Raw genomic sequence first — 25435 nt, 5'->3', positions numbered from 1 at the left:
GCGGGGTTTATTTAGCCAGGTTTCCGCCATGCATCCCGCAGCCGAACATTCGCCGCTGGGCAAGTCCAGTGAATACATTTCTACCTATACCCCTTCATTGCTGTTCCCGATTCCCCGTGCCGCCAAGTGGGCCGAGCTCGGCCTAAGCGCCGACACGCTGCCTTATAAGGGTGTGGATTTCTGGAACTGCTTTGAGTTGTCCTGGCTGTTGCCGTCCGGCAAGCCGGTGGTGGCTATCGGTGAATTCAGCATCCCGGCCGATTCGCCGAACATCATCGAGTCGAAATCGTTCAAGCTCTACCTCAACTCGCTGAATCAGACGGCGTTTGTCGATACGCAAAGCCTTGAGGCTACCTTGCGTACGGACCTGGGCACCGCCGCCGGAAAACCGGTTGGCGTGCGAATCCGAAGCCTTGGCGATGTGGAAGCCGAAGGCGTGGTCAGCCTGCCGGGCGTGTGCATTGATGATCTGGATATCAGCGTCAGCAACTACGAGCATCCGCGTCCGGAACTGTTGCGTTGTGATGAGTCGCGCATTGTGGAGGAGAGCGTTCACAGTCATCTGCTCAAATCCAACTGCCCGGTGACCAGCCAGCCTGATTGGGGCAGCGTGGCGGTGGAGTACCGCGGCGCGGCGTTGGATCACGCCAGCCTGCTGGAATACCTGGTGAGTTTTCGCCAGCATTCGGACTTTCATGAACAGTGTGTGGAACGGATCTTCCTGGATTTGCAGCGCTTGCTGAAACCGGAGAAATTGACGGTATATGCACGGTATGTACGTCGGGGTGGGTTGGATATCAATCCGTACCGCAGTACCGAGGCGGTGGAGTTCCAGAACTTGCGTCTGGCCCGCCAGTAACACTGGAAAGCCCCGCTTGATCGCGGGGCTTTTTGTGTCAGATCCCGATGTTGCCCAGGGTCAGCACGATGTTGCGCAAGGTCCCTGCAATGGCTGGGTGTTCCAGTTCAAAGCGTTCTACCGCGAGGTTCACGCCGTCGGCGAGGCTGGGATTCTGGGTGGTATTTTCGAGGTTCAGTTCCTGCTCAATCTGAGCCATCAACTCTTGCAGATTTTCACGCTCGGCTTCCGACAGCGGCGGATTCTGCTCCAATTGCTCGCGCAGGGTATTGAGCTGTTCTTGCAGTTCGCGGGCAGGCATGGCGTTCTTCCTTTTATCGATAGGCATTGGCATAGACCGCGGCACGCCGATAAAAGTCTATGGTCTGGCCTGTAGATTAATCCACTCCCGCGTGCTGTGCATGATCCTGATCAATCTGCCGCTCAGGGTTTCTCTCCCTTGAGCAGCCGCAGACTGATATCCGCGAGGCAAGTACCCAACTCGCCCAAGTGATCGATTACCGAGTGCACCCCCAGACCGTAAAGTGCCATCGTTGCCTTGGCGCGTTTGTGCTCGCGCTCCCGCTCGCTCAGCGCCTGCCATTGTGCAGGGGAGAGCCCGCATAGGGAGCCGCACGACGCCAGGCCTATGGTCCAGAGCCCGGCGTTGAGCCCCGACTGCAGCAGGCGTGGTTCACCGCTGACCAGAACGCAACCTTCCAGGCGTTCGATGTTCAAGTCCATCAAGGCTTGCCAGCAGGCGTGGGGTGCGGGCCAGCGGGTGGTAGCGGGCGTCGCTGCTTTAATCCAGCGAGGCAGCACGTCGGCCAGGGGCGTGGCGACGGCTGCGGGCAGTTCATCCAGCCAGGCGCAGGGCATGCCTTATTCTTCCAGGGATTGCAGGATCTTCAAGGCGCCCGGGGTGGCGTGGGTTTCGGTGTCGGGAGCGATGTCGGTGCGGGCCAGGGAACCAAAGTCCACCAGGCAGCCACTCAGGCCGAACAGTACGGCGGTCAAGGACGGGGCGCTGGCGACAACAATCTCGGCGTGGGGCATATCGACGTCCCTGAAATAGCAGTGACGCTATCGGACGCGGATGACAGGCAGGTTACATCAATTCCAATTGTAGGAATTTTGTACATTTTATGAATGACATTTTCCTAAGGCTGCCTAATCTAACACTTCCGTCATATACTGACGCCTAATTCAGGGCATAGCGCCCATGACAGATCATTCAAGGAGTTCAAGGTATGCGCTGGAGCCATTGTCTAGCTCAGCTATCCGTGTGTGCCAGTGTCCTGCTGGTTCCTTTCGCCGTCCAGGCCGCGGAAGACGATCCATGGGAAAACGTCAACCGCCCAATCTTTACCTTCAACGATACCGTTGATACTTATGCCCTCAAGCCTTTGGCTCAAGGCTATCAGTGGATCACCCCGCAGTTTGTTGAAGACGGTGTCCACAACTTCTTCCGCAATATCGGCGACGTCGGCAACCTTGCCAACAATGTGCTGCAACTCAAACCCCACGCCGCTGGCGTCGATACCGCCCGTTTGTTGGTGAACACCACGTTTGGCGTGCTGGGCGTCATCGATGTAGGCACTAAAATGGGGCTGCAGCGTAATGACGAAGACTTCGGTCAGACCCTCGGCTACTGGGGCGTCGGCAGCGGTCCGTACGTAATGCTGCCGCTGCTGGGCCCAAGCACCCTGCGTGACGCGCCGTCCAAGTATGTGGACAGCTTCACCGAACCGTACCGCTACATGAATGACATTGGGTGGCGCAACAGCGCCATGGGTCTCGACATCGTCGACACCCGTGCCAGCCTGCTGTCTGCTGAAAAGCTTATCAACGGCGACAAATACACTTTCATCCGCAATGCCTACCTGCAGAACCGCGAGTTCAAGGTAAAAGATGGCAAGGTTGTGGACGATTTTTAAGGTTTAAGTCTTAAATGAAAAAGGCGGCCTTCGGGTCGCCTTTTTTGTATGTGCTGATTTCAGTCCATCTTCAGGATCGATAGGCCGAGCTTCTGTTGGCCATCATCCAATTTCTGTACCCACACCACTTCGGTGTCAGCCTCCAGGCCTTTGAGTGCGGCATGCTCGGAATCGATGCGTACGCTTACCTTGTCCCCGATCTTGAATAGCTGTGGCGCCTGCACCTGCATTCCCGAGCTGGAAAGGTCCATGCACGTGGCGGCAATGACTTGCCCTGCATGGATAAGAGATACCTCGGCATCCACCCGCATGCGAATGAAATCACGCTTCTCAGCGTAGTCACGCTCGTTTCCGCTCATAGGTTTCATCCATCCATTGCGTTGTGGTTTTGTCTGTTCTTATAACTCCCGGTGATTTGCGATGTAAAGACGTCCGGCGACCATCGGCATGAGCTTGAAACCCCTGGCGGATGGGAGTACCGTCTGCGCCTTAGAAGGGCACCTCTGCTTTACCTTTGTGCGTGAGTTGAAAACTCATGTTTTGTAGGACAGAGAGGCTAGAAAGCGAATCCAGTAGTGTGAGCCAGGCCAAAGCCTGTCTGCCTACGCCAACCTAATTCTGGCGCCGTTTGCCCACATGCAGAAAACCAGTGCCACGCTGCTGATAATCGATGACGACGAAGTAGTGCGTGCGAGCCTCGCGGCCTATTTGGAAGACAGTGGCTTCAGCGTCCTGCAGGCCAGCAATGGCCTCCAGGGTCTTCAGGTGTTCGGGCGCGACAAGCCCGACCTTGTGATCTGCGACCTGCGCATGCCTCAGGTGGGCGGTCTCGAACTGATCCGCCAAGTCACCGACCTTTCCCCGCAGACGCCGGTCATTGTCGTGTCGGGTGCTGGCGTGATGAACGATGCTGTCGAGGCCTTGCGCCTGGGCGCCGCCGATTACCTGATCAAACCCCTGGAAGACCTGGCGGTGCTGGAGCACTCGGTGCGCCGTGCCCTTGATCGTTCGCGCCTGCTGCTGGAAAACCAGCGCTACCGCGAAAAGCTGGAAACAGCCAACCGAGAACTCGAAGCCAGCCTGAACCTGCTCCAGGAAGACCAGAACGCCGGTCGCCAGGTGCAGATGAACATGCTGCCGGTCAGCCCGTGGACCATCGACGAGTTCCAGTTTGCCCACCAGATCATCCCGTCGCTGTACCTATCGGGTGATTTTGTCGACTACTTCCGCGTTGATGAGCGGCGTGTCGCGTTCTACCTGGCTGATGTTTCCGGCCATGGTGCATCTTCTGCATTCGTGACCGTGTTGTTGAAATTCATGACCACACGGCTGTTGTTCGAATCCAAGCGCAACGGTACCTTGCCAGAGTTCACTCCTTCGCAAGTGCTGGGCCACATCAACCGAGGCCTGATCAGCTGCAAGCTGGGCAAGCACGTGACGATGGTGGGCGGCGTGATTGATGAAGAAACGGGTCTTCTGACCTACAGCATTGGCGGTCACCTGCCATTGCCGGTTTTGTATACTCCGGACAGTGTTCGTTATCTGGAAGGGCGTGGTTTGCCAGTGGGCTTGTTCAATGAAGCCACCTACGAAGACCACGTATTGGAACTGCCGCCGACCTTCAGCTTGACGCTGATGTCCGATGGCATTCTGGACCTTTTGCCAGAGCCTACACTCAAAGAGAAAGAAGCCGCCTTGCCTCAACGGGTCAGGTCGGCGGGCGGCAGCCTGGATGGCCTGCGGCAGGTTTTTGGATTGGCCACGCTGGGGGAGATGCCGGATGATATCGCCCTACTGGTGTTGAGCAGGAATCTTTGATGAGTACCGGAAGAATCCAGTTCGCCGAGCAAGACGGGACCTTTGTCCTGAAATTTGTCGGTGAAGTGCGCCTGACCTTGTGTTCGGCGCTGGATGCGACGATTGAGCGGATTTTCACTGCCCTGAACTTCTCGGCGATCGTGATCGATCTGACCGAAACCCGCAGCATCGATAGCACCACCCTTGGGCTGTTGGCCAAGTTGTCCATTCTGTCTCGGCAGAAGGTCGGACTGTTGCCGACCGTGGTCACCACCCACGAAGACATCACCCGGCTCCTGCAGTCCATGGGCTTCGATCAAGTGTTCAACATTGTTGATCGCCCGATCCCGTGCACGGAATGCCTGACCGACCTGCCGTCCCAGGATCAATCCGAGGAAGTGGTACGGATCAAGGTGCTGGAAGCTCACAAGATCCTGATGGGCTTGAACGACTCCAACCGCGAGGCGTTCCACGACCTGGTGAATGCGCTGGAGCGGCATTGATCTTATAGAATTGCAGCCACGAAAAAGGGCGGGCCCGCGAGGGTGCCGCCCTTTTTACCGTCGATTTTACAGCTTTGCGGTCAACAGCACTTCGAGTTTTTCCTGGTCACGAGCAAACTGACGGATGCCCTCGGCCAGCTTCTCGGTGGCCATCGCATCTTCGTTGGATTCCCAACGGAACTGCGCTTCAGTCATATGCACACGAGCTTCACCGGCATGGCCCGGCGCCAGTTTACGCTCCAGTTTGCCATTGTCGGCTGCCAGCTTCTCCAGCAGGTCGGGGCTGATGGTCAGGCGATCACAACCGGCCAACTCCTCGATCTGGCTCAGGTTGCGAAAGCTCGCCCCCATCACCACGGTCTTGTAGCCATTGGCCTTGTAGTAGTTGTAGATGCGCGTTACTGACTGCACGCCCGGATCATCGGTACCGGTGTAGTCGTTGCCATTAGCCTTTTTGTACCAGTCGTAAATACGGCCCACGAATGGCGAAATCAGGAATACGCCCGCTTCAGCACAAGCCACGGCTTGAGCGAAGGAGAACAGCAGAGTCAGGTTGGTCTGGATGCCTTCTTTTTCCAGTTGTTCGGCGGCGCGGATGCCTTCCCAAGTGGACGCGATCTTGATCAGTACGCGGTCACGGCCAATGCCGGCCTTTTCGTACAGGTCGATCAAGCGATGTGCGCGCTTGAGCACCGCATCGGTATCGAACGACAGGCGGGCATCCACCTCGGTGGAAATACGGCCGGGTACTACTTTCAGAATCTCTTGGCCGACGGCTACCGCAAAACGGTCGCTGGCCAGGCCGACGTCGCCATTGCAGTCAGCAACGCACTCGTCCAGCAACTTGGCATAACCTGCAATGGACGCCGCCTTGAGCAACAGCGAAGGGTTGGTGGTGGCATCCACCGGCTTGACGCGAGCGATAGCCTCGAAGTCGCCGGTATCGGCAACCACAGTGGTCATTTGTTTGAGTTGTTCCAGCTTGGAAGTCATGGGCGTGCTCTGTCCTATGGGTCTGATGACATTACCCGAGCGCCGACAGCCGCTCAAGGGTGCGAATGCGTTCAACGGCCCACAGCGGCAACAACCTGAAAACGGTTGTTTGAATGGCGGGCCTTGCTGGTAAATAGGAGGGCAAAAGGCGGGACAGGTTCAACCTAAGTAACCCAACGACGATTCGTCTAAAGGAGTGATTAGCCAGGGATGGTCATGACTCCCCACACACTCTCGGCCAGCCCAGCCCTTCTGGCGAGGGTACTTGCTCCCGTTGGGGTGCGAAGCGCCCCCAATTGAGCGACTGCGCTCTGTCAGAAAAAACGCGATCGGCTTCCGGGCTGTTCAGTTACCGCCCCTCCAGCAACCCCGCCGCCTGATCCAACAACGCCAGCGGATCGCTGGCCTTGTGAATATCCACCGACAACAACTGCCGAAACTTCCGCGCCCCCGGGAAGCCCGTGCCCAACCCCAGCACATGACGGGTAATGTGATGCATCGAGCCCCCTATCGCCAGATGCTCTGCTATATAAGGCCGCAACTGCGCCAACGCCTCGGCCCGACTGATCACCGGCGCCGTACTCCCAAACAGCTGTTGATCCACCTCGGCCAGCACATACGGGTTGTGATAGGCCTCTCGGCCCAGCATCACCCCGTCAAACGTCTGCAAATGCTCCTCACACTCCTCCAGCGTCTTGATCCCACCGTTGAGAATAATCTCAAGCTCGGCAAAATCGCGCTTCAACTGCGCCGCCACGTCATAACGCAACGGCGGGATGTCCCGATTCTCCTTGGGCGACAACCCCTCCAGAATCGCAATCCGCGCATGCACGGTAAAGCTGGTGCAGCCCGCGTCCTTCACTTGCCCGACAAAATCACACAGCTCGGGATAACTGTCCCGGCCATTGATCCCGATCCGATGCTTCACCGTCACCGGGATCGATACCGCATCACGCATCGCTTTCACGCAATCTGCTACCAGAGCAGGGTGAGCCATGAGGCAGGCGCCGATCATGTTGTTTTGTACGCGGTCGCTGGGGCAGCCGACGTTGAGGTTGGCCTCATCGTAACCTGCGGCCTGGGCCATACGGGCGCAGGCGGCTAGGTCCGCCGGGACACTACCGCCCAGCTGCAAGGCGAGCGGGTGTTCGGCATCGTTATGGCGCAGGAAACGCTCGTGGTCGCCGTGGAGGATGGCGCCGGTAGTGACCATCTCGGTGTAGAGGAGGGCGTGTTTGGAGAGTAGGCGCAGGAAGAAGCGGCAGTGGTGGTCGGTCCAATCCATCATGGGTGCAACGCTAAAGCGCCGAGACAGTGCGGGGCTTGATTCTGCTGGGCTAACGCTCTGTTTTTGAATCATTTTACTCAACGTGTTTTCAACGTGTTTTGGGGCGTTTTCAGGCGTTTTTTTAATCTGGGTGGTACGATGTACCACTCAAAAACTGACGCGTACCACTTTCGATATGGCGACTATCAGGGCAAGAAAACTGGCAGATGGGACTGTGAGCTACACGGCTCAGATCCGCATTAAGCGCGACGGAGTGCAAGTCTACCAAGAGAGCCAGACCTTCGCCCGAAAACAGGCTGCACAAGCTTGGGCACGTAAGCGCGAGTCGGAGCTGGATGAGCCTGGTGCGATCGAGCGGGCGAGCCGCAAGGGCGCCACGCTCAAAGAGATGACCGATCGCTACCTGGTCGAGGTTGAGAAAGCCCGGCCGCTGGGCAAAACCAAGCGCGCGACACTCAACGCCATCGGTGACACGTACCTGGGCGAGTTGACCGATACGGATATCAATACCCAGTGTCTGGTCGATTTCGCACTTTGGCGAATGAGCCTGGAGGGCGGCGGGGTCCAGCCGCAAACCGCCGGCAATGACCTGGCGCACCTCGGCGCTGTTCTGGCGATTGCCAAAGACGCATGGGGTTACCAGGTCGATCCGCTCGCCATGGGCGGTGCCCGACGGGTTCTACGAAAGCTGGGTTACAACCTGAAAAGCCGGGAGCGTGACCGCCGGCCGACTTTGGACGAGTTGGGAAAGGTGCTGACGCACTACGAGGCAATGCAGGTGAGGCGTCCAACCGTCATCAATATGCTGAAGGTCGTGGGCTTTGCCCTGTTCTCCACGCGCCGGCTGGATGAAATAACCCGTATTCGCTGGGCGGACGTCGACGAGTCGGGTCAGCGGGTGCAGGTGCGCGACATGAAGAATCCCGGGCAGAAGATCGGCAACGATGTTTGGTGTTACCTACCGGACGAGGCGTGGCAGATTCTCCAGACGATGCCAAAAGCCGGCGACGACATATTTCCCTACAGCCCTGAATCTATCTCCACGTCCTGGGCGAAAGCCTGCAAGTTCTTGAATATCGCTGACCTGCACTTCCACGACCTTCGCCATGAAGGCGTCAGTCGCCTGTTTGAAATGGATTGGGATATCCCACGTGTGGCGAGTGTCTCCGGGCACAGGGACTGGAATTCGATGAGGCGCTACACGCACCTGCGCGGGAAGGGTGACCGGTATGTCGGGTGGGAGTGGCACGAAAAGATATTGAGGGCGCCCGTCCAACTGGGCGCCGCATCAATGAAGTGGCTCAATAGGCGGGTTTTAACCCGTTGAGCTGGCTGTGCTCTTTAACCGCGGCGGCGCGCTGCAAGTCGAGGTAGGCCGCGAGGTCGGTTAGGTGGATGCCCTTCGCCGACTTCTGGCTTGGTTCCAGGCGGGTGATCGGCAGCTTGATCTGACCACTCATCACCTTGCGCTGGAACATGTCCGGCGTCAGGTGCGTGAAGTAATCCCGGCACACCAGCTCCAGCGAGATAATCGCCTGCCCGTCGTATTGGGCCATGAGGATAAAGGCTGTGTTCATGGTGGTCCCCTTACATCCGAAACGATTGATGAATGAACGCCGGCGGCGCTTTGTGTTCTGCGGGTTTCGCCCCATCACCCTGGATCTCGCAAACGAACCGATGCCGCTTCCGGTTGGGCGCAGTCAGGGCCTCGGTCAGGCCTGGCACGACGTCGGTGCATTGCTCGTAGGCGTAAGGGCCAGTCCAGCTATCAGCCTTCACCACCTGGCAATCCGTTCGGGTCGCATCCGCGCACAGGTAAAGCAAAAGGAATACGGTCATGGTGCATTACTCGCGCCGCAGTTCGGGCAGTCGTTGAAGCGCTGACGGTCGCTGAGGAAGCGTCCGCAGCCTTCGCAGTTGGTGAGGTTGCTGTATGTCCTTGTGCGCTGGACCTTGATCTTGGGCAACCGCAGGCCAGCAGCCCGGAGCGCCTGTTTGTGATCGAGCAGCGAAGCCCGCACAACCGGGCGCGAGCGAGCAGCAATGTAGCCGCACGGCCAGAGATCAAAGCCCTGCGACTGGTAACGCCGTGCGTCCTCGCCGCCAGGGTGAATTGCGCCTTCCAGATCGGCAGTCGGACCAGACCCACCGAGCCAGACCAGGTCGTTTCCATCCCAGTCACGTGCGTAGGACACATAGAAACGGCCGTCCGTGTTGCGGTAGGTCTCAGCTTCGGAGCGGGTGAGGTACTGGCAATCAACTCCGGTTTCTGACTGAGCCCGCGTGTAGCTCACGGGCAGTGGCAAATCGGTTTCTCTGCACTCGTACTGCTTCAATGCGTGTTCCCACGTGAACTGCTCTGCCTCTTCGAGATTCGAGGTATAGCCACCACCGTTGCGCCAAAACATCGCCCGGCTACCGACATTGCTGCGGCTGTCCTGCAAGAAGAAGAGCTCAGACATGATCAGCCCCCTGCTGGGCCACGCTCAGCGCGATCGCCACTGGCTGCACCCAGATCGGCATGCTGTTGAGCATGAAGGTTTCGCCGGCTTGGGCCAGCAACAGGGTGGTACCCATCACATGGGCGATTGCTTCGGCGGCTGCCGGTGGAACTGCGTTACCGATTCGCTCGCGCCAGGCTTGGTCGCTCAGGCCGTCCAACTCAAACAGCTCCTCGGGCTCGACCAGACTTTGCAGCGCGGCCAGCTCCAGCGTGGTGAACGGCCTGTGCCAGGTGCCGTCGAGGCTTTCGATGACGCAGGTCAACCGCTCGTTGGCTTCCGGCATGCGTGGATCTGCAACTGACCACCGGCCATTGTCCTGGCGGGCGCTTGCGGAAACGGCGCCGCACTGGTCGTTCCAGCTGGTGACGCCGTAGTGTCCACCGGTCAAGTAGGCATCGCCCTTGCCGCGCTTCATGCCCGGGCGTGGGTCTTGAACAGCGAAAGCGCCCTGACCGGTGGTGCTGCCAGAAATTACCGTGCGTGAGGCGCCATCCCACTGGGCCACGTTGTACTTGGCGTGCCCAATGCCTGGGTCGCGCGGGTCAGCAACGCTGAACGTTCCTTGCCCGGGCGACTTGACGCCAATCACCGCGCCGCTGGTTTCGTCCCAGCGTCGGACGCCGTACTGCTGGTATTGCAGGGCACCGGTCCTGGCCCGTGGATCGGCCACCGAGAACTTGCCATTGGTTGGGCCGCTGCGTGCGGCGACGGTACCGGCGGTTTCGCTCCAGTCGTGAACGCCGAGGAAGCCATCCCGGAACTGGGGAACAATGGCCAGGTCGCGCAGATAGCCGTCCTCGATCGCTAAGTCATTCAGGCAGCGCCAGTCCTTGCCGGCTTCGACCAGTGCCAGGCGTACCCAGGTTTTCCATTGCAGTGCTGGAACCCTGTGCATTGGGCCAGCGGTGGCAACGTCACCGGCCATTGGCATACGGCCCAGGATCGAACCCACAGACTTGAGCGTCTTTTTCTCTGGCTCGTACAGGAAGGGCGGCACCTTTTCGATGTGCCTGGCCACCAGCAAGAAGCGCTTGCGGCTCTGGGCCAGGCCGCCGATAACGCCGCAATCGTGTGTGGTTTCTGCAACTGCATAACCGTAGTGGTTCAGCAGCTTGTTGATCTGGTCCAGCAGGTGACGGCCACGGGTGGCCAGGCGTGGCACGTTCTCGAAAACGATCAACGATACCGGGTCATCCTTCCAGGCCTCGCACATGAGCCACACGCAGCGCAGCGTCAACTCGTTGAGGGCCTGGTACTTAGGGGTCAGGCTCATGGTCTCGGACAGCAAGCCCGATGCGCCTTTGCAGGGGCTGGAGATAAACACCGCGTCGGGGCGCTGGTAGCCAGCAGCCTTGCGCACATCGTCGGGGCCAGCCTCAACCCATCCAGGTGGCGGCTGCTTGCCGTGGAAGGCGGTGTACATACCGAGGGTGAACAGGTCCAAAAGCGTACCAGGCACACCAGACAGCCGTTGGAAGTCGCGCAACCCGGCCGGGTCAACGTCGATGCCGCCGATGCACTGCCATTCGGCTTGCAGGTTGCCCACCACGGGCTTGGCGTTGTTGAACCCTTTGGCGCCGCCGCCGAGGCCGCAGCAGAAGTGGAAATGCTTGAAAATACGCTTAAGCATTGGACACCTCGACTGCCTTCAACTTCGCCTTGCGTGCGGACTCGTATTCGCTCGCGAGAATCTCCACCGCGCCGTCAATCCATCCGCAGGTGGGCTTCCCGGCCGCTACTTTAGTCAGGTGTTCGGCTTCATCGATCTGAAAGCCCAGATGAAAGTAGGCGGTGCCGTCGAGTTCAAGCTTGAGCCCGCCGCTCATGAGCAAGTTGCCCGTGTTTACCCCCAACCGTTGCCAATACTCATGGGTGCTGAGGCGTTTGGGGCAATGCTCTTCCCACAAGTCAATGAGGCGTTTGTGCTCAGCCCGAATTGCTGCGCGATCTTCCTTGGATATGCCTTTGGCAAGCTTGGCGGTGCTGCGCAGTGAGCGGTAGCCATAGTCATCAGGGCGGCACCAGTGTGCATCCTGCTCAGCACCGCCTGTAAGTTTCACACCACCCGCAAAGTGGGAAGTGATGTCCCGCATCGGTGCGACTTTGCCGCCTAACAGTGAGCCGAGCACCGTCATTTGGGCGATGAGAACATCTTTCTGAAAGTAAAACTCGCGAACAATTGCGACGGTTGCTGGCTCGCTGGATTTGTAGAAAAAATCGGACATGATCACTGCTCTCCCTGTACGGTTTCGTTAGGGACCGGCTCTGTAGACCAGCCAAGGGTGCGCCGCAGCTTCATGAGGTCTAGGGCTTTCTGCGCTCGTTCAGCGATGAACGTCGGGTACGAGCTGTCGCCAGCGGCCAGGTCTTCAACTAACTCTTCTAAGGCATTCATGGCCGCGAGCTCATGGCCGCGACTCCAAGAGATGACTTCGCCGCCATCTACCTCTTTCGGCACAGCAGATCCTTGGGCACCACGGATAACAATGGTGTCGTAGCGAGGTGTGGTAGCCTCTGCGGTACCGCCTTTGGGTTGATTCACTTGCATGGTGCTTCTCCTTTGGGTGGTCGGTGTCGAGGGGTTGCAGCCCCTCGGCACCACCTTCTTACTGGCTTTCGCCGGTTGGGTTTTGCTTGCGCACCAGGTGCAGCAGCAGGTTTTCAAACTCTACAAATTCATCCGTTTCCGACTGCCACTCCAGGACTGCCTGGATCTGCTCACGGCTGCACTCCAGCACTAGGAACTCTCTTTCAGTTGCCGCACGAACCTCCAGAATTGCGACCAGCCCGGCAGGGTCATAGGCTTCAGCGTGAACAATTTTCCCGGACTCGTTAAACCAGGCCTTCAGCTCTTTCAGATGTCGAAGGCGGTTGGTTTCCCCGTCTTGGCCGTCACCGGTGATGACTTGTATGTGCATGGTGCTTCTCCTTTGGGTGGTTGATGTCGAGGGTTTGCAGCCCCTACGCGCCCTGGAAAACCCAGCAGCGCGTGGTTTTCGGTTTATCGAAAGCGTCCAGCAATCGCGCCGAGTTGACGGGCTTGTTCGACTCCAGAAACTTGGGTGATTTACTGCTCTTGAGCAGGCGTTTCAGGTCGCTCAGCGGGGGAACCTGCTGCCGCTTGTTGGCTGCCATCTCCACGAACTCGTTGAGGTTCACGGCGATCAGGCCATCGCGACGCGCATGGTTGAGCGCGCCTTTCTCGTCCATGCCATTGAGGAATTCGTACAGGTCCCAAAACTCGCGCACGGTCGGGTGGTCGGCGTTGATTGCTTGCTGCCGCTCCAGGGCCATGCGGCTGATCTCGGCATGAGCGAGGGCCGTTCGACGTTCGCCGAGGGGCACCACCCCGGCCAGTGCGTCTACCAGGCTGCGCAGTTGGCCGTGGTTCTTGGCGATACGCACGGTACGGACGCCGGGCAGGGCCAGCAGCTCCTGCTCGTAGCGGGAGGTGTTTTCCTCCAGCAGGCGCATGGTGTCGGCTTCGCGTTGCAGCGCCTTGACCAGGAAGCCGCTGATGCTGTCCATCGGCATACGCTCCAACTGCTCGGCGTACTGCTTGGTTTCCGGGGTGTGGTGTTCGCGCGTCAGATGGACATGGCAGATACGCTGCAGGATCGGTTCCGAGGCGTTCACCGGGTTGTTCTGCGCGATCAGCAGGGCGGCGCGGAACGGCGGTTCGTGGGTATCATTGCCGTTGTTTTTCACGCCAGTGGAGCGAACACTCCGGCCGTTGTAGGCGGTTTTCAGTTCGTCCCAGTCGAAGTGTTTAACCGGCTGGCCTTCCTTTTGCTCACGCTCCGACTCAATCAGCACCACTGGCAAGTTGCTAACCTGCGAAAAGTTACGCGCACGGCTTGCGGCGGTCGCTTTGGACGGGTCAAAGCCTTCGTAATCAGTACGCCCGACCGACTTCCACAGCAGCTCCACCAGGGTGGTCTTGCCTGAGCCGGCTTCTCCCACCAGCTCCAGGAACATCAGTGACTTGTGGATCTGGCGAATCTGCTCGGCGTGCAATGCCCCCAACCACCAGGCCAGTACCACCAGCCCCTGCACCCCAAAGCAGCGCCAGTAGATCTCGAACCAACCTTCGTTGTATTCATTGAGGTCGGTATTGATGTGCAACACGGGCGACTGGCTCTGCGACTTGATGCTCAGCTTCCCAAGATCGAAAAAGTCTTCCTTGTTGCGCACCTGCACCGCGCCGCCGAAGAAGGCCAGATCGTTGAACACATAAGCACCGTGCTCGCGGCTGTAGCCGATCCACTCGATGGTGTTGACGGTTTTCAGGCAGTCCAGCTGGGGCGCCAAAATCCGCTTCAGTTGTTGGGCGCTGCCCTCGAACATCGCGCCGTTGGAGACGTTGAGCAGGCGATTTGCGAACTCAGGCGCCGACGTGAGCTGCTTGGCCGTGAACGTGCTTTTGATGGCAGGCCCTTGCGGGCGCTCGATACGGAAGTAGTACCAAGCCTCATCGGTCAGGTCGTTGCGCATGTAGTACAGCGCCTGGAAATTGCAGTTGGCGATGCTGGTCACTGAGCCGGATTGGCGCAGTGCCTTGTAGCGCTTTTGTTCGTCGTTTAGCAGTTGGTCTTCATGGCGCTCTGAACTCTCCAGATCGCCCATGGCGCGGTCGTACTTATCAAGGTCCAGCCGAAACCAGTACAGGCGCTTGCGGAATGTAAAATTGAATTCCTTGCGCTCGTCGCGCAGGTAGATGAGGAAACCCTTTTCCTCAGCCGAGTCGGCAAGCAACAGATCGCCGTGGTGGCGGGCCTCATCAAGGTCTTGCTCGATACGCTCGGCACGTTTGTCGTCGCCCTCGATCGATTTCCACCGTTGGTGCAGGTCGTTCCAGTCGACCTTTTTGGCATTGGGCTGCGGGATCACCGCCGCTTTGCAGGTGAAACCCAGGTCGCGTGCTTCCTTCGCCCAGCGGCGCATGTTGGCCTTGGCGACGGGCTCGTTATCCAGTGCCCATACCAGCAGCGGCAAGCGCTTGCCAGCGTCGTGGCGTAGCTTTACCAGGGCTTTAAGCGAATCAATCGGGCAGGGTGCGCTGGACATCATCGACACGGCCGACGTGTCGTTATGCAGCAATGCAATAGAGTCGAAGATCCCTTCAACTATAAACAGCTCATCTACCTCCAGCAGGTCCACGCTCGGTGGGCACCACCAAACGCCCTTGTAACCGGTCAGGCCTTCGCCGGTCGGACGGAAGCGCGCTTTCATCTTTCCGAATCGGTCTGGCCGGTCTATCAGGCGTTCCCAGTACCCACCTTTTTCTAGGGCGAAACGCACCGTGGCGCTGCCGATGTTCTGCCGGCCATCCCAGTAGTTGTCCTGGGTGAACCAACCGGCGATCAGCTCAAACTTGAAGCCCCGCGCAAACTCAAGGTAGGCGCGCGCCGTGGCAAGCGGATTATCCGGCGTCGACGGGGCGGTCTTGCTCCAGTCGTTGAACAAGTCGTCGTAGACGTCCTTTACGTGGACGCGGTGGTCGCATTTCTCCGGCCGTCCGCAGATCAGCGTCCAGGGCGAATCGTAGAAGGTGTACAGGGTCTTCTGGCCGCAGGCAGGGCAAACACCCTTGCGCATGTAATTGGTGTGGGCCATGTGCTTGAGCTGGTAGTCCCGCTCAATGCGTTGGATGACGTCGGCTCGCAGCCTTTGTTCCATTTCCATCGTGGCTTACTTCGCTTCGTCGAGACTGTGTTTAAGGGCGCCAATCAGGCTTTTTCGTGCGGCCAACGCGGGGAAGGCCACCAGCAACGAGCCGTGCCGCAAACCCTCGGGGATCATGCGAAAGCGGTCGTCATACCAATGCTCGTTGAACAGCAACGCGTACTGCGCGCGCAGGTCCTGGAGCAGTGCCTCGGCCTGGTCGCGGGGCAGTTTTGCGGTGATGGCGATGTCGATTTCCATGGTCCACCTCGGATTGCGGGCAAAGCTCACCCAAACCCATTGGAGACGGGGCAGGGCGGGGGTTTAAAAGGGAGCGTTACTGAGGGTGTTGCTTGTATTCGGTGTTGCGCTGGTCGAGCAGCTTCTGTGGCAAAAACCGAGCTGATACCGGGAAGCGTTGACCTGCGAGAACGTCCACCAAGTGGACACGGGTACTGTCCGAGCCACTGGCCCAGTCGATGCCAATCCAACGGCGCTTTTTGATGACCTGCAATTCAGTCCAGGCGTTATGGACCAGCTTGGGCGCCATGAATACTGGCACTTCCAGTGCAAGGGTCAGATGCCGGATGCAGCGATCAAACAACAAATCGCAATCCACCAAGTGTTCTGCTTCATGGCGTTTCAGGTAGGCGAAAGCAGCTTGTTGCATGCTGCTGCGGTAGTCATGAGTCTGTTGATCGAGTTTCATCACGCGCGCTCCATTTCCAGTTGATCCAGCAGATCGGGTTGATCGTTGGCTGTTTTCATTGCCTGGCGACGAATGACCACATCTGCAACTGGAAGGCGGACAGCCGGGTTTGGCATGCCGCTGGGGCTCAGTTCATGGGTCATTTGAAATTCAGCACGCACGGCCCAGCCGCACGCTTCGTTGGTGCATTGCATATAGGTGATACGCAGGAAAATATGCTGCCCTTCGCTGGTGCGGATGCGCATGCGGCCGTGGCAGTGGGGGCAGACCAGTTTGTAAGTGCTCACTGGACAGCTCCTTTGCTGTAAAGCTGGATGGTCGCGAACACCTCGGCGTAGCGGGCGGACATGTAAGTGATCAGGGCACTGATGATCGCGTCGGCCTCACGCTTTTCGATGATTCCGTCATCCAGGGCGGCAGACATGATCTGGTCGACCTTGCCCCGCTTGGCCGAAGCCTTGAGCGAGCGGCTGTACAGTTCCACGTTGTCCAGGTTCTGCGGGATGCTCAGCGGCACGAACATGCCGCCGTACATTGCCGCGATGTAGTCAGCCAGGAACGTAGTTCCGGCGACCTGCTCCAGACGGTGAATGTGTTCGTCGGTCAGCGGGCGGCTGCCAGCGTTCTCGTAGGCCTGGTTGTCGAACTTCTTGATTGGCATGCCGAGGTCTGCCGAGGCGTACGACCGACCGCCTGGGTAGGCGCCGATGACGGCCATAACGACGCTCTTTCTGCTGTCTAGAACTGGGCGTTTCATCTTCTGGTTTCCCCTTGGAGCCAGAGGCCCTAGTTTGTAATCACGCCGTCTTTGATTCCGAGCAGAACAGCTGCTCGATGCGCTTCACCACGACGACCTTTCTTGCGGCCGTTGAGCAAATCGCTGACCAGATTTCTGTTCAGCTCATATTTGCGACAGAACTCGGCAATGCTCACACCGTTGCGGTCAAGAGCCGCGCGGGCTTGCTCGGGTGTAAGGGGGGCGGGCATAGTGTTCATGTGTGTTCGTTCGTGTTGATGTGGGGCCATTCTTGAATATAAAAATGTTCAAGTCAATAGAAGGTTGAGCAGAAAAATGTACATTTCTGAAGGAGTGGGCGATCGCCTGAGAGAAGAGCGCGATCGCTTAGGCCTGAATCAGACCGATTTTGGGGCGTTGGGGAGCGTCAGTCGTGGGACACAAAAGGCGTACGAACTGGGCATGAATTCGCCAGATCTGCGTTATCTGTCAGCGCTTGAAAGGGCGGGGGTGGATGTTCACTACGTACTGACAGGTTCCAAGGCCCTGCTTTCAGAGGATGCGATCGATAGCGTCGAATCCAAAATTATTGAAAGTTACCGCTCGCTTTCCGACGGCGATAAAGCGTCCGTTGTGCGACTCACCAATGCATTGGCAGTAGCGCCGGCTCATTAAGTTTTCCGCCGTATCAACGGTTCAGGGGCAGGCACTTGTCTCACCTCTCGATGTACTACACCTACTTGCTTCTCTGCCCACAGCGTCCGTCGCTTTTTATTGCATGGCAGGGGTGGTGACACACTCAAACATGCAGAGAATCGTTCGTTCGCCGGGTGTTTTCGACGGTACTACTGATGGTGCCGGGCGCCCGTTACGTGTTGTAAAGGGAGTAGGACATGTTGGTGAACAGCGATGCAGAGACCAATCAAGCCGAAGGCGGTGAAGACCAGCGTTTAACAACAGCTGAGCTGCATCTGGTGAAGGGGTTCAGGCAGCTAAGCGAAGAACACCGGAACGACATCCTTCGGTTTATTGATGTGCTCTTGAGCGCTCAGTAGGGGGGAAAGCCCGGTCCGCCGGGCTTTTAAGTAGGACAAATGCGGTGCAAGTCAGGCGTGCAGCTATTGCCGAAACAGTGATTGCCCAATAGCCTATGTGCCTTGGCAACACATCAGATGCGAAGGTATCAAGGAATGATCCAGAGAGGGACTGTTGTGAGAACCGATTTACTGATGGTAGTTGGTACCGGCTTGGCACTACTGGCGCTCTCTACCAATGCGCTCGCCGAACCCTGCGATACTGTGCTTGCTGCCCTCCAGCAGGAGCGCCACCTGTCCCAGGTCAAGCAGACCGAAGGCAAACAAACCACTGAGTATCTCGACGGCCCGAACATCGCTCTGTCTCTCAGCTGCGCCTTGGGCAAACCCAACATCGCCGTCACCTGGGATGGCCCAGCACCAGACCAGGGCTTTTATGACCTGGTCGGCCGTACCGGCAGCCTGGTTTCAACCCGGTCCGCCGCTGACGTTGTGAAGGCCTCCAAGCAGTGCCGTAAAGAGGCCCTGAAGGACGAAAGCGAAATTGCCACTGTCGAGCAAAAAGGCCTGGCCATTGAATGCCAAGCCTTCGCCCGTGACGGTGGTGGCACGACCATTACCGTGTTTTCCGAGTAACGTCCCTACGCTTTGGCCCCGCTGCTTGGAGGGTCGTCCGCCTCGGCCCTCACCGCCTGCAACCGCTTCCACTCCCGATCCACGGCGCGCTTCGCCGTGTTCTTGTTGGTGTACAGCCACAACAACCGTCTCGGCTTGGCCTGGTCTCCTGCCGCCATGGTCTTCTCTTTACCGGTGGTCTCTTCGCGGTAGTAGGCGATGATCCCGGTGTAACTCACTTTATTGTCTTCCGCCAAATCCTCGACGGTATCTTCTGGCAGCTTGCTTTCCAGCTCCAGGCTCATGGTGTACCCGCTGTCCGGGCTGAGGCTGTGTTGCACATTGCCGCCGTACCAGATGATTTCGTCGATTTCGTCTTTCACACCCTGGAGTGTATAGGTCAGCTCCGGAATCAGATCGGGCCGGCCAGCCGCCAGGGTGTAGCTGAGGGTGGCACTGCCGCGACGCAGTCGGTTGAACTCGGCTCTGGCGGCGCGCAGGGCTGACTGTTTGTCGCTGTAGGTGTGGCGCAAGTCCTTGAGGTTTTCGCCACCGCCGGCAATGGCTTCTTGTTTCTTCGCGCTGTTCACGTCGTAGAAGTAGGCCCGCACACCGTCGTAGCTGTCGCGGTCGGCTTGTAAGTAGCGGTGCTGGTCGCCATCGGCACGGGTCAGGGTGATGTGGGGCAGGTCCAGGCCGCTGGCGGTCTTGCCGCCGCCAGCTGGCAGACACAGCAGGCAACCTGCCTTGACGCTGGCCACCGCGTCGAATTCTTCCCCCAGCCGGCTGATGAGATTGGCATCCGATTCGTTAGCCTGGTCGAGCTGCAGGATGGGCAGGCCGTCTAAGGCTCCGGCAATGGTGGCGGTGAGGCCGTTGCCAATGGCGATATCGCCCAAGACGTCGCCAAGGGTGGTATTGCTCCAGCTGCGTTCGCGTTTTGTTTTCAGACCCTTGCGCAGGTCGGCTGACCGAGCGCGAATGCTCAGCACATCCGGGGCACCACTGTGCTCGGTTTCGTCGACGGTGTACGTGCCTTTGTCCACCAGGCCGGTGTCGCTCCAGCCCAACCACAATCGCAATACCGCGCCTTTGGGCGGAATCGACAACAGGCCGTCGTGGTCGCTGAGCGTGATGCTGAGCTGGTCGGCTTCGATACCCCGGTTATCTGTCAGCTCCAGGCCCATCAACCGCGGGCTGACGATCCGGGCGATGTCGTTGCCGTCGACAGTCAAGCGGAAAGCCGGTATTGGATATGCCGCATCGCGCTTGTAGCGATCGACGGTGTCTTTCAAGAACCCAGTGACTCGGGAAAGGGTGGCTTCGATCATAGCAACCTGCGCAGGATGTTGACGCCGACGGCGGTACCGGCGCCGAGCAGGTCGATACGGTCATCGTCGATACGTTTGAGGGACAAGTTGAACTCAATACGCCGAGGCGTACCGTCGCGAAAGAATAGGGTCTTGGTTTCGCTGAGGCTTTCGATCACCCAGAGGCCGTAAATTCGGCCACTTCCCTCGACCATCGGCCAGGCCTTACCGGTGTTTGCCATCAGCCGTATAACGTCCAGGCTGAGGGCACTGCCGGCGAGTTCCGGGAGGATGATGCCAGGCAGCGTGATGGTGTCATCACCACGTCCGAGGAACTGCCGCGCAGGTACCGCACCTATCCGGCTGTTGCTTGCGTGACGCCATTCGGTTTGGCGTTGGAGTTCCTGGTAGGCGGCGGTCGATAGGCTGAATACGAACATGCCTAGTGCGAGCATCATGTGGGGTTACTCCAGGTCAGACAGTTTGCTACGGGTTCGGGCGCCTTTCTCGCTGTCGATGCGGGCAAGCTCTGCGCGCACTGCCCGCGCAATCGCCATGGCGTCCATTCCCAGTGCGGGATGGATATTGATTTCGTATTGATCGTGGCTGTCGTAGCTGGGGCTGTTCATGGCGCTGATGGGAGGTCGGTCATCGACCGCCAAGGCGGTACCGCTCATTGTCCCGAGGGTCATGGCTCCAGCGGCGGTGAGCTGTTTGCTGAAAGAGGTTAGCGCCGCCAGCGGACCCCCTTCACCTTTTTCAAGCCCCTGCGTCAGGCCGGCCATGGTGAAGCCGCCCAGTTCTGCAAACACGAGTGATGGACTGTGGATTCCGAGTTTTTCCTTGAACCATCCGATGGTCGAATCACCGATCGATACGATAGTGTCTTTCACCAAACCCATGCCGGAGAGCAGGCCATTGATCAGGCCGTTGACGATCATGCTGCCGAACTCGGTGAAACGTGACGGTAGCTCAATGCCCAGGTAACTGAGCACCCCGGCGAAGGCCTGGTAAACCAGTCCGAGGGGACTGAAATTCACAAGCGTGGCGATGATGCCGCCGATGCCCCCGTCGAATCCCGCTTTGATTTCTGTCCAGGCGTTGCTGAAATACAGCTTCACTGCGTCCCAGTTCCGGTAGATCAGGTAAGCGCCGCCGGCAATCGCCGCGACCACAGCGGCGATGATCAGAACAATCGGGTTGGCCGCCAGGCCCCACAGAGCAATACCCACCGTCCGCACGGCGGTCAATAGCGCGCCACCCATGGTCACGGCTAGCAAACGAATACCCTGCATCAGCATCGGTATTGCGTTTTTCGCGAGACCGATCAGCGTAGGAAATAGCCGTTGTGCTACACCCACAACGCCCGCGCTCTTGAGGCCAAATAAGGCCATGCCGTAACTGACCACGGCGAAGGGGCCGATCAAGCTGGCCAGGGTCAAGGCCAGCGCGCCGAAGACGCCGGCCAGCACGCCGACCACCATCAGGGTTTTCACCATGGCAGCGGCAGCGGCTGGGTTTTCCTTCATCCAGGCGGTTACACCTTTGATAGCGGCGGTGATGCTTCTCAGCGCCTCGATGTAGGTGGGCAGAATGGCTTGGCTCATTTCACGGTAGGCATTGGCCTTCTGAGCGAGCAACTCCAGTTCCATACCCTGAGCGGTATTCATGCCCTTGTCATAGAGTTGGTCAATGCCATCGGCCCCGGCATTCAGCTTGGCATTTTTGTGAATCTGCTCGCGTTGCAGGTACATCTGTGCGAACAAATTGGATGCGGTGCGGTTGGAGAAGATACTGCCGATGCTATCCAGTACCTGTTTTTTGTCCGTGATGCCTTTGGCGGCCAACTGCGGCAACAGAATTTTTTCCATCCACTCAAACTGGTTTTCCCGGAAAAGCTCGCTGCCTTTGATCGCTCCGACGTCCAGAAAGGCTATCTGGCCGGCCTTGTCGTGTTTGACCTTCGATGGGTCGACCAGCCCCAGCTTTTCCATGTTGTTGGCGGCGCGCTTAGTGGTCTTGCCCTGATAGACGTTGGAATAGGCACTCATCATGGCCGTACCCACGCGGTGTCCACCCATCTCCTGCACCAGTGGTTCCATCTGGTAGTAGAAGGCCTCGTCTTTGATGCCCTTGGCTGCGACGCCGCCAGTTTTGATTACGTTCAGCCACTCATTCGGTCCAACACGGCCCCCTGTGGCAGTAAGGACCTTCTGCACGATATCGGCCTGATTAATGAAGGCCTCTTTGCTGGCAAGGCCGCCGCGCAGCTCGATCACCTTGAGCATGTCCATGAACTTGCGTTCGTTGTCGGCGCCTTCTTCTTCGCCGTACATGGCGTGGTTGGCAAACTTCATTTTTGCCAGGGTAGGGGCGACCATTTCCGCTTCATGCTCGTCGGCGAACACGGTCATGGCGTCGCGCACCAACGTCAGGTTCTCGGTGACGCTGGTGCCGTAGGTTTTCATGCGTTTGGCAAATTCGATCGCTTTGCCCGTGTCTTCCTGCCCTAACCCCAGGGCGGCGACGCGATTCTCTTCAAGTGCGAATTGTTTGCCCTCCTGCAAAGGGGCATACAGCCCACGACCTATACCGTAGGCCATCGCTGTGCCGGCAGCACCGCCCATGGCGGCCGAGCCGGCGAGTTGTTGGCGCTGGTCGTACCTTCCACGTGCCTTGGCTCGTGCCTGTTCCGCGCGGCCGATAGCCGCCAGGCGGTCTCTTTGCGTTTTAAGGGCGCGGTTGGCTGCGTCGACCTCTCTTTTCAATCGTGCTTCGTGTTCTCCGAGTTTGTTGGCAGCGATGCCGGCAGCCTTGAGCCTTGCCGCATGGGGAGACAAAGCGCGGCGTTGTTCCTGCAACTTTCCGGTGAGGTCGCGGACAGCCTCATGGGCTCTCCTGAAGTCATTTTTAAACTTACCCGATGCTGCTCCACCACTGGCACGCATGGCGGCCTTCATCTGACGTAGCTGTTCCTGCGCCTGATTGAGCTTTGTGGCGGTAGCGGTAATGGCGCCTTGCTGCTTTTTGTACGAACTGATGTCAGCCTGCTGATTGTTCAGGGCCTTGACCTGATCGCGAGCTGCCTTCAGCGCCTTGGCCGTATCGTTGCTGCCGGCCATGATACGGCGCAACGGGCGGGTGGCTTTGTCGATGGCGTCGAGCAACACGCGCAGTCTTAAATCATTCGCCATCGACGCTACTCCTAATCCGCGCCCGTTCGCGCCAGTCCATCAGTTCTTGCAGGCCCAGCCGATCCATGTCGGTAGGCGCCCAATGAAAAACCACGGCCAGGTCGGCCATGGCGTCCTCTACATACCGAGGGATGCTTCCGTTTTCGCCGACTTCTGCAACAAAAAACTGATGACCTTGCTGCCGATGGCGACCAGGTCAGCAGGGTCCAGAGCGGCGGCTTCCTGTGGGGTGAGGGTGGGCGTGCTGATACGCGGCAGGACTTTGATCAGGCTGGCGACGTCAAGGTTGAGTAGGTCGCCCAAGCTGACGCCGCGCAGTTCGCCGGAGGACGGTTTACGCAGGGTAATCGTCTCGATCATCGTCTGGCCGCGTTGAATCGGTGTATCGAGGGTGATGATGTTGTCGTTGACGCCTGCTTGTTCTGGGGTGTCTTGGGATTTCATCGGTACAGCTCCTGATGTCGGTTGAAATTGCAAATCTAGGTTCGGAGGGTCAGATGCCCAGGGCGTTGCGCTGTTTCTCCAACATATCGACGCCACCGACCTTCTCGATGAAGTTGAGCAGGTCGATTTCAATGATTTCCTCGTTGTCGACGGTCAACTTGTAGTAAGTGCAGGTGGTTTTGATGGTGTGTTCTGTGTCTTCGCCTGGCTTTGCTTCGCCCATCTCTATGCTCTCGTGACGGCCACGCAAAACGATTTCAACAGCGCTGACTTCGCCTGTGTCGTCCTGCTCAAAGGCGCCGGTAAAGCGCAGCGCCACGCCCGAAGCGTTCACCATGGCGAACTGTTTCAGGCTGATCAGATCCAGGCCGCCGGTCTTCCATTCGAATTGGATACCGTCGTCGGAAAAGCCCAGGTCAGCCTTTACCGGACCGTTCATGCCGCCGCCGCGATAGGCTTCCATCTTCCGACCGAGGGGAGGCAGGGTGACGGACTTCACCACCCCCCTGTAGATGTTGGCGTCGTTGAACAGCATGAGGTTCTTAAGTTTGCGTGGCAGTGCCATGGCGGTGTTCTCCGGGTATTTGGCGTGGGGTTAACTCCCCTTGCGGGGAGGCCCGGTTTAGCTGTTGATCTTGCTGGCGAACGTCATCAGATAGCGGTCGGTAATGCGCTGGCGCAAGGTGAGGTCTTCCAGGGGCGGCACAGGCGTGTAGTCGTAATCGATCGTCAGCTTGCCGGCCTTGAGGGTGTCCTTGTCGTTGATGTCTTCCGGGTACCAGCAATTGCCGCCAATCAGGTAGCCCTGGGCGATCAGCTCACGGAACTTGGCGTTGATGCCGTCGATAATGTCTTTGACCAGGGATGCATGCATGGGCTTATCCACTGCCCACATGTGCGCCTCGGCCATGGTGTCGGCGAGGATCTGCGCGGTACGGGTGTAGTTTTCGAAGGCGAACAGCGGATCGTCGCTGCACGTACGGCTACCCCAGAAGCGGAAGCCGCCCTCGTTGATGAGGGTGGTGACCTCGTTGCTGTTGAGGTAGTTGGCGTCGGTGGCCGGGTTTTGCAGATCCCAGAACACGTCGGCGCTGATGCCGGTCACGCCGTTGACGGCAACGTTGGAGAGGGTCTTGTGCCAGCCGGTTTCCTGATCGATCTTCGCGCGCAAGCCCAGGGCGCGCGCCGTGGCAGCGGCGGTGACGGTCTTGCTGGTGACGGTGTCCCAATTGAGGAAGTCCGGCCAGATCACCATGACTTCACGGGCGCCGAAGTTCTCGCGGTAGGCGACCACCTCTTCCTTGGTTTTGCAGCTCCAGGCGCTGACGTACGCGAAGGCGCGCAGGTCCTGGGCAATCGATACCAGGGCGGTGGCCACTGGCAAACTGTCGAGGCCTGGTACGCCGAGGATGCGCGGCGTCATGCCCACTCGGGCCTTGGCGGCGAGCAGGGCTTTCATGCCGGTGTACTGGCCGTTGGTGTTAGTGGTGCCGATCAAGGCGCTGGTGGTGGTGGCTTCGTCTGCGCCTTCCTTGACCCGCACCACGATGACGTAGGGCTTGGTCTGATCGCTGATGGCTTGCAGGCTGGTCGCCAGGGTGCCTTTGACGCCAGCTTTGCCGATGGCGGCTTGAACGCTGGTCAGCAGTACTGGGGTGTCCAGCGGGAAAGCGAGCGGGTCCGCATCTTCAGCCGTGCAAACCAGGCCGATGACTGCGGTGGGGATGGTGCGAATGGGGCGGGTGCCGTCGTTGAGTTCGATGACCCGCACGCCGTGGAGATAGTCTGAACCGGCCATGGGTGGTTGCCTGCGCTGTGATGGAATGACAGTGCACAGGCTGCCGCGCGCGCGCCGGTTGGGCGAGCGCG

General features: G+C 58.7%; 33 protein-coding genes and 1 pseudogene. 9 read left to right on the top strand and 25 right to left on the bottom strand.

Annotated features, from left to right (window positions below; genetic code table 11):
- Positions 1 to 28: 28 nt before the first annotated feature.
- Positions 29 to 859: an NADPH-dependent 7-cyano-7-deazaguanine reductase QueF gene (gene queF, locus FQ182_RS06605; protein ID WP_133101579.1), complete on the top strand. Its 831-nt coding sequence runs from the start codon at positions 29 to 31 to the stop codon at positions 857 to 859.
- A gap of 37 nt (positions 860 to 896) precedes the next feature.
- Here the strand turns inward: queF and FQ182_RS06600 are convergent, their stop codons facing one another.
- A complete protein-coding gene (locus tag FQ182_RS06600; RefSeq protein ID WP_149412911.1) occupies positions 897 to 1160 on the bottom strand; it encodes a DUF4404 family protein in 264 nt (87 codons plus the stop codon).
- 122 nt (positions 1161 to 1282) lie between these two features.
- A pseudogene (locus FQ182_RS06595) lies at positions 1283 to 1894 on the bottom strand (HAD family phosphatase).
- 194 nt (positions 1895 to 2088) lie between these two features.
- Between FQ182_RS06595 and FQ182_RS06590 the strand changes: the two are divergent.
- Positions 2089 to 2775: a VacJ family lipoprotein gene (locus tag FQ182_RS06590; RefSeq protein ID WP_149412912.1), complete on the top strand. Its 687-nt coding sequence runs from the start codon at positions 2089 to 2091 to the stop codon at positions 2773 to 2775.
- Between the two features lie 59 nt (positions 2776 to 2834).
- Here FQ182_RS06590 and FQ182_RS06585 read toward each other — a convergent pair whose 3' ends face one another.
- Positions 2835 to 3134, bottom strand: a complete 300-nt coding sequence (locus FQ182_RS06585) for a PilZ domain-containing protein (protein WP_149412913.1) — start codon at positions 3132 to 3134, stop codon at positions 2835 to 2837.
- A 277-nt stretch (positions 3135 to 3411) separates the two neighbouring features.
- Here FQ182_RS06585 and rssB point away from each other — a divergent pair, with 277 nt between their 5' ends.
- On the top strand, positions 3412 to 4593 hold the full coding sequence (gene rssB, locus FQ182_RS06580) for a two-component system response regulator RssB (RefSeq protein ID WP_149412914.1): 1182 nt from the start codon (positions 3412 to 3414) through the stop codon (positions 4591 to 4593).
- Entirely contained in the window at positions 4593 to 5075 is a 483-nt protein-coding gene (gene rssC / locus FQ182_RS06575; protein ID WP_133101573.1) for an anti-sigma factor antagonist RssC, read from the top strand. Before rssB ends, rssC begins: the two co-directional genes overlap by 1 nt.
- 66 nt (positions 5076 to 5141) lie before the next feature.
- Here the strand turns inward: rssC and tal are convergent, their stop codons facing one another.
- Both tal and dusA read right to left on the bottom strand, forming a co-directional pair.
- Positions 5142 to 6068 carry a transaldolase gene (tal, locus tag FQ182_RS06570; protein ID WP_133101572.1) on the bottom strand — a complete coding sequence of 309 codons (927 nt, stop codon included), beginning with the start codon at positions 6066 to 6068 and terminating at the stop codon, positions 5142 to 5144.
- Positions 6069 to 6417: 349 nt separating this feature from the next.
- Positions 6418 to 7428 carry a tRNA dihydrouridine(20/20a) synthase DusA gene (gene dusA, locus FQ182_RS06565; protein ID WP_149412915.1) on the bottom strand — a complete coding sequence of 337 codons (1011 nt, stop codon included), beginning with the start codon at positions 7426 to 7428 and terminating at the stop codon, positions 6418 to 6420.
- 103 nt (positions 7429 to 7531) lie between these two features.
- Here dusA and FQ182_RS06560 point away from each other — a divergent pair, with 103 nt between their 5' ends.
- Positions 7532 to 8683: a site-specific integrase gene (locus FQ182_RS06560; RefSeq protein ID WP_149412916.1), complete on the top strand. Its 1152-nt coding sequence runs from the start codon at positions 7532 to 7534 to the stop codon at positions 8681 to 8683.
- Here FQ182_RS06560 and FQ182_RS06555 read toward each other — a convergent pair.
- From FQ182_RS06555 to FQ182_RS06495, 13 genes are all read right to left on the bottom strand, one after another.
- Positions 8658 to 8933 carry a pyocin activator PrtN family protein gene (locus FQ182_RS06555; protein ID WP_149412917.1) on the bottom strand — a complete coding sequence of 92 codons (276 nt, stop codon included), beginning with the start codon at positions 8931 to 8933 and terminating at the stop codon, positions 8658 to 8660. The two genes, FQ182_RS06560 and FQ182_RS06555, sit on opposite strands and share 26 nt — an antisense overlap.
- Before the next feature lie 10 nt (positions 8934 to 8943).
- A complete protein-coding gene (locus tag FQ182_RS06550) occupies positions 8944 to 9195 on the bottom strand; it encodes a hypothetical protein (protein ID WP_149412918.1) in 252 nt (83 codons plus the stop codon).
- The gene (locus FQ182_RS06545; RefSeq protein WP_149412919.1) at positions 9192 to 9818 is read right to left on the bottom strand and encodes a hypothetical protein; all 627 of its coding nucleotides are present in this window, start codon (positions 9816 to 9818) and stop codon (positions 9192 to 9194) included. Before FQ182_RS06545 ends, FQ182_RS06550 begins: the two co-directional genes overlap by 4 nt.
- Entirely contained in the window at positions 9811 to 11490 is a 1680-nt protein-coding gene (locus tag FQ182_RS06540; RefSeq protein WP_149412920.1) for a DNA cytosine methyltransferase, read from the bottom strand. The genes FQ182_RS06545 and FQ182_RS06540 overlap by 8 nt, the downstream gene beginning before the upstream one ends.
- On the bottom strand, positions 11483 to 12085 hold the full coding sequence (locus FQ182_RS06535) for a hypothetical protein (RefSeq protein ID WP_149412921.1): 603 nt from the start codon (positions 12083 to 12085) through the stop codon (positions 11483 to 11485). Before FQ182_RS06535 ends, FQ182_RS06540 begins: the two co-directional genes overlap by 8 nt.
- Positions 12086 to 12087: 2 nt before the next feature.
- A complete protein-coding gene (locus tag FQ182_RS06530; RefSeq protein WP_149412922.1) occupies positions 12088 to 12408 on the bottom strand; it encodes a hypothetical protein in 321 nt (106 codons plus the stop codon).
- A gap of 58 nt (positions 12409 to 12466) precedes the next feature.
- Entirely contained in the window at positions 12467 to 12778 is a 312-nt protein-coding gene (locus FQ182_RS06525; RefSeq protein ID WP_149412923.1) for a hypothetical protein, read from the bottom strand.
- A 43-nt stretch (positions 12779 to 12821) separates the two neighbouring features.
- Complete coding sequence (locus FQ182_RS06520; protein ID WP_178114407.1) at positions 12822 to 15539, bottom strand: toprim domain-containing protein; 2718 nt, start codon at positions 15537 to 15539, stop codon at positions 12822 to 12824.
- Positions 15540 to 15551: 12 nt separating this feature from the next.
- Positions 15552 to 15785 carry a hypothetical protein gene (locus FQ182_RS06515; protein ID WP_149412925.1) on the bottom strand — a complete coding sequence of 78 codons (234 nt, stop codon included), beginning with the start codon at positions 15783 to 15785 and terminating at the stop codon, positions 15552 to 15554.
- Positions 15786 to 15861: 76 nt separating this feature from the next.
- On the bottom strand, positions 15862 to 16233 hold the full coding sequence (locus tag FQ182_RS06510) for a hypothetical protein (protein WP_149412926.1): 372 nt from the start codon (positions 16231 to 16233) through the stop codon (positions 15862 to 15864).
- Positions 16233 to 16520 (bottom strand): ogr/Delta-like zinc finger family protein, encoded by a 288-nt coding sequence (locus FQ182_RS06505; protein ID WP_149412927.1) that lies wholly within the window; start codon positions 16518 to 16520, stop codon positions 16233 to 16235. Before FQ182_RS06505 ends, FQ182_RS06510 begins: the two co-directional genes overlap by 1 nt.
- Complete coding sequence (locus FQ182_RS06500) at positions 16517 to 16990, bottom strand: YmfL family putative regulatory protein (RefSeq protein ID WP_149412928.1); 474 nt, start codon at positions 16988 to 16990, stop codon at positions 16517 to 16519. Before FQ182_RS06500 ends, FQ182_RS06505 begins: the two co-directional genes overlap by 4 nt.
- Positions 16991 to 17019: 29 nt before the next feature.
- On the bottom strand, positions 17020 to 17220 hold the full coding sequence (locus FQ182_RS06495) for a DNA-binding protein (protein WP_149412961.1): 201 nt from the start codon (positions 17218 to 17220) through the stop codon (positions 17020 to 17022).
- A gap of 85 nt (positions 17221 to 17305) precedes the next feature.
- On the opposite strand from FQ182_RS06495, the gene FQ182_RS06490 reads away from it, so the two are divergent.
- The 3 genes from FQ182_RS06490 (at position 17306) to FQ182_RS06485 (ending at position 18639) form a co-directional block, all read left to right on the top strand.
- Positions 17306 to 17644 (top strand): helix-turn-helix domain-containing protein, encoded by a 339-nt coding sequence (locus FQ182_RS06490; protein ID WP_149412929.1) that lies wholly within the window; start codon positions 17306 to 17308, stop codon positions 17642 to 17644.
- A gap of 218 nt (positions 17645 to 17862) precedes the next feature.
- Positions 17863 to 18024 carry a hypothetical protein gene (locus FQ182_RS29705; RefSeq protein WP_178114401.1) on the top strand — a complete coding sequence of 54 codons (162 nt, stop codon included), beginning with the start codon at positions 17863 to 17865 and terminating at the stop codon, positions 18022 to 18024.
- A gap of 174 nt (positions 18025 to 18198) precedes the next feature.
- Positions 18199 to 18639: a hypothetical protein gene (locus FQ182_RS06485; RefSeq protein WP_178114400.1), complete on the top strand. Its 441-nt coding sequence runs from the start codon at positions 18199 to 18201 to the stop codon at positions 18637 to 18639.
- 5 nt (positions 18640 to 18644) lie between these two features.
- Here FQ182_RS06485 and FQ182_RS06480 read toward each other — a convergent pair whose 3' ends face one another.
- Genes FQ182_RS06480 through FQ182_RS06470 form a run of 3 tightly spaced genes read right to left on the bottom strand, consistent with a single transcriptional unit; the run spans position 18645 to position 22888 of the window.
- Complete coding sequence (locus FQ182_RS06480; RefSeq protein ID WP_149412931.1) at positions 18645 to 19949, bottom strand: phage late control D family protein; 1305 nt, start codon at positions 19947 to 19949, stop codon at positions 18645 to 18647.
- Positions 19946 to 20386 carry a phage tail protein gene (locus FQ182_RS06475; RefSeq protein WP_149412932.1) on the bottom strand — a complete coding sequence of 147 codons (441 nt, stop codon included), beginning with the start codon at positions 20384 to 20386 and terminating at the stop codon, positions 19946 to 19948. Before FQ182_RS06475 ends, FQ182_RS06480 begins: the two co-directional genes overlap by 4 nt.
- Positions 20387 to 20392: 6 nt before the next feature.
- Positions 20393 to 22888 carry a phage tail tape measure protein gene (locus FQ182_RS06470; RefSeq protein WP_218575088.1) on the bottom strand — a complete coding sequence of 832 codons (2496 nt, stop codon included), beginning with the start codon at positions 22886 to 22888 and terminating at the stop codon, positions 20393 to 20395.
- Between the two features lie 57 nt (positions 22889 to 22945).
- Here FQ182_RS06470 and FQ182_RS29985 point away from each other — a divergent pair, with 57 nt between their 5' ends.
- On the top strand, positions 22946 to 23110 hold the full coding sequence (locus tag FQ182_RS29985) for a hypothetical protein (RefSeq protein WP_218575087.1): 165 nt from the start codon (positions 22946 to 22948) through the stop codon (positions 23108 to 23110).
- A gap of 1 nt (position 23111) precedes the next feature.
- On the opposite strand, the gene FQ182_RS06465 is transcribed toward FQ182_RS29985, so the two are convergent.
- Genes FQ182_RS06465 through FQ182_RS06450 form a run of 4 tightly spaced genes read right to left on the bottom strand, consistent with a single transcriptional unit; the run spans position 23112 to position 25364 of the window.
- Positions 23112 to 23231: a GpE family phage tail protein gene (locus FQ182_RS06465; protein ID WP_149412934.1), complete on the bottom strand. Its 120-nt coding sequence runs from the start codon at positions 23229 to 23231 to the stop codon at positions 23112 to 23114.
- 8 nt (positions 23232 to 23239) lie between these two features.
- Entirely contained in the window at positions 23240 to 23566 is a 327-nt protein-coding gene (locus FQ182_RS06460; protein WP_149412935.1) for a phage tail assembly protein, read from the bottom strand.
- Positions 23567 to 23615: 49 nt separating this feature from the next.
- Positions 23616 to 24131, bottom strand: a complete 516-nt coding sequence (locus FQ182_RS06455; RefSeq protein ID WP_149412936.1) for a phage major tail tube protein — start codon at positions 24129 to 24131, stop codon at positions 23616 to 23618.
- 57 nt (positions 24132 to 24188) lie between these two features.
- A complete protein-coding gene (locus FQ182_RS06450; RefSeq protein ID WP_149412937.1) occupies positions 24189 to 25364 on the bottom strand; it encodes a phage tail sheath protein in 1176 nt (391 codons plus the stop codon).
- Positions 25365 to 25435: the final 71 nt, after the last annotated feature.

Origin of the sequence: Pseudomonas sp. ANT_H4, assembly GCF_008369295.1 — a bacterium.
Classification (GTDB): domain Bacteria; phylum Pseudomonadota; class Gammaproteobacteria; order Pseudomonadales; family Pseudomonadaceae; genus Aquipseudomonas.
Note: the sequence above shows the minus strand (reverse complement) of the source record. Positions and strands in the feature narration are given on the sequence as shown.

Excerpts from the sequence above, each read along its gene's own strand:
- FQ182_RS06560 (WP_149412916.1), top strand. The coding sequence starts at position 7,532 with ATGGCGACTATCAGGGCAAGAAAACTGGCAGATGGGACTGTGAGCTAC.
- FQ182_RS06495 (WP_149412961.1), bottom strand. The coding sequence starts at position 17,220 with ATGCCCGCCCCCCTTACACCCGAGCAAGCCCGCGCGGCTCTTGACCGC.
- FQ182_RS06475 (WP_149412932.1), bottom strand. The coding sequence starts at position 20,386 with ATGATGCTCGCACTAGGCATGTTCGTATTCAGCCTATCGACCGCCGCC.
- FQ182_RS06515 (WP_149412925.1), bottom strand. The coding sequence starts at position 15,785 with ATGGAAATCGACATCGCCATCACCGCAAAACTGCCCCGCGACCAGGCC.
- rssC (WP_133101573.1), top strand. The coding sequence starts at position 4,593 with ATGAGTACCGGAAGAATCCAGTTCGCCGAGCAAGACGGGACCTTTGTC.
- rssB (WP_149412914.1), top strand. The coding sequence starts at position 3,412 with ATGCAGAAAACCAGTGCCACGCTGCTGATAATCGATGACGACGAAGTA.
- FQ182_RS06470 (WP_218575088.1), bottom strand. The coding sequence starts at position 22,888 with ATGAAGGCCGCCATGCGTGCCAGTGGTGGAGCAGCATCGGGTAAGTTT.
- FQ182_RS06460 (WP_149412935.1), bottom strand. The coding sequence starts at position 23,566 with ATGAAATCCCAAGACACCCCAGAACAAGCAGGCGTCAACGACAACATC.
- queF (WP_133101579.1), top strand. The coding sequence starts at position 29 with ATGCATCCCGCAGCCGAACATTCGCCGCTGGGCAAGTCCAGTGAATAC.
- FQ182_RS29705 (WP_178114401.1), top strand. The coding sequence starts at position 17,863 with ATGTTGGTGAACAGCGATGCAGAGACCAATCAAGCCGAAGGCGGTGAA.
- FQ182_RS06600 (WP_149412911.1), bottom strand. The coding sequence starts at position 1,160 with ATGCCTGCCCGCGAACTGCAAGAACAGCTCAATACCCTGCGCGAGCAA.
- FQ182_RS06585 (WP_149412913.1), bottom strand. The coding sequence starts at position 3,134 with ATGAGCGGAAACGAGCGTGACTACGCTGAGAAGCGTGATTTCATTCGC.
- FQ182_RS06530 (WP_149412922.1), bottom strand. The coding sequence starts at position 12,408 with ATGCAAGTGAATCAACCCAAAGGCGGTACCGCAGAGGCTACCACACCT.
- FQ182_RS06555 (WP_149412917.1), bottom strand. The coding sequence starts at position 8,933 with ATGAACACAGCCTTTATCCTCATGGCCCAATACGACGGGCAGGCGATT.
- FQ182_RS06590 (WP_149412912.1), top strand. The coding sequence starts at position 2,089 with ATGCGCTGGAGCCATTGTCTAGCTCAGCTATCCGTGTGTGCCAGTGTC.
- FQ182_RS06510 (WP_149412926.1), bottom strand. The coding sequence starts at position 16,233 with ATGAAACTCGATCAACAGACTCATGACTACCGCAGCAGCATGCAACAA.
- FQ182_RS06520 (WP_178114407.1), bottom strand. The coding sequence starts at position 15,539 with ATGGAACAAAGGCTGCGAGCCGACGTCATCCAACGCATTGAGCGGGAC.
- FQ182_RS06485 (WP_178114400.1), top strand. The coding sequence starts at position 18,199 with ATGGTAGTTGGTACCGGCTTGGCACTACTGGCGCTCTCTACCAATGCG.
- FQ182_RS06500 (WP_149412928.1), bottom strand. The coding sequence starts at position 16,990 with ATGAAACGCCCAGTTCTAGACAGCAGAAAGAGCGTCGTTATGGCCGTC.
- FQ182_RS06525 (WP_149412923.1), bottom strand. The coding sequence starts at position 12,778 with ATGCACATACAAGTCATCACCGGTGACGGCCAAGACGGGGAAACCAAC.
- dusA (WP_149412915.1), bottom strand. The coding sequence starts at position 7,428 with ATGATTCAAAAACAGAGCGTTAGCCCAGCAGAATCAAGCCCCGCACTG.
- FQ182_RS06545 (WP_149412919.1), bottom strand. The coding sequence starts at position 9,818 with ATGTCTGAGCTCTTCTTCTTGCAGGACAGCCGCAGCAATGTCGGTAGC.
- FQ182_RS06550 (WP_149412918.1), bottom strand. The coding sequence starts at position 9,195 with ATGACCGTATTCCTTTTGCTTTACCTGTGCGCGGATGCGACCCGAACG.
- tal (WP_133101572.1), bottom strand. The coding sequence starts at position 6,068 with ATGACTTCCAAGCTGGAACAACTCAAACAAATGACCACTGTGGTTGCC.
- FQ182_RS06535 (WP_149412921.1), bottom strand. The coding sequence starts at position 12,085 with ATGTCCGATTTTTTCTACAAATCCAGCGAGCCAGCAACCGTCGCAATT.
- FQ182_RS06455 (WP_149412936.1), bottom strand. The coding sequence starts at position 24,131 with ATGGCACTGCCACGCAAACTTAAGAACCTCATGCTGTTCAACGACGCC.
- FQ182_RS06465 (WP_149412934.1), bottom strand. The coding sequence starts at position 23,231 with ATGGCCGACCTGGCCGTGGTTTTTCATTGGGCGCCTACCGACATGGAT.
- FQ182_RS06540 (WP_149412920.1), bottom strand. The coding sequence starts at position 11,490 with ATGCTTAAGCGTATTTTCAAGCATTTCCACTTCTGCTGCGGCCTCGGC.
- FQ182_RS06450 (WP_149412937.1), bottom strand. The coding sequence starts at position 25,364 with ATGGCCGGTTCAGACTATCTCCACGGCGTGCGGGTCATCGAACTCAAC.
- FQ182_RS06480 (WP_149412931.1), bottom strand. The coding sequence starts at position 19,949 with ATGATCGAAGCCACCCTTTCCCGAGTCACTGGGTTCTTGAAAGACACC.
- FQ182_RS06490 (WP_149412929.1), top strand. The coding sequence starts at position 17,306 with ATGTACATTTCTGAAGGAGTGGGCGATCGCCTGAGAGAAGAGCGCGAT.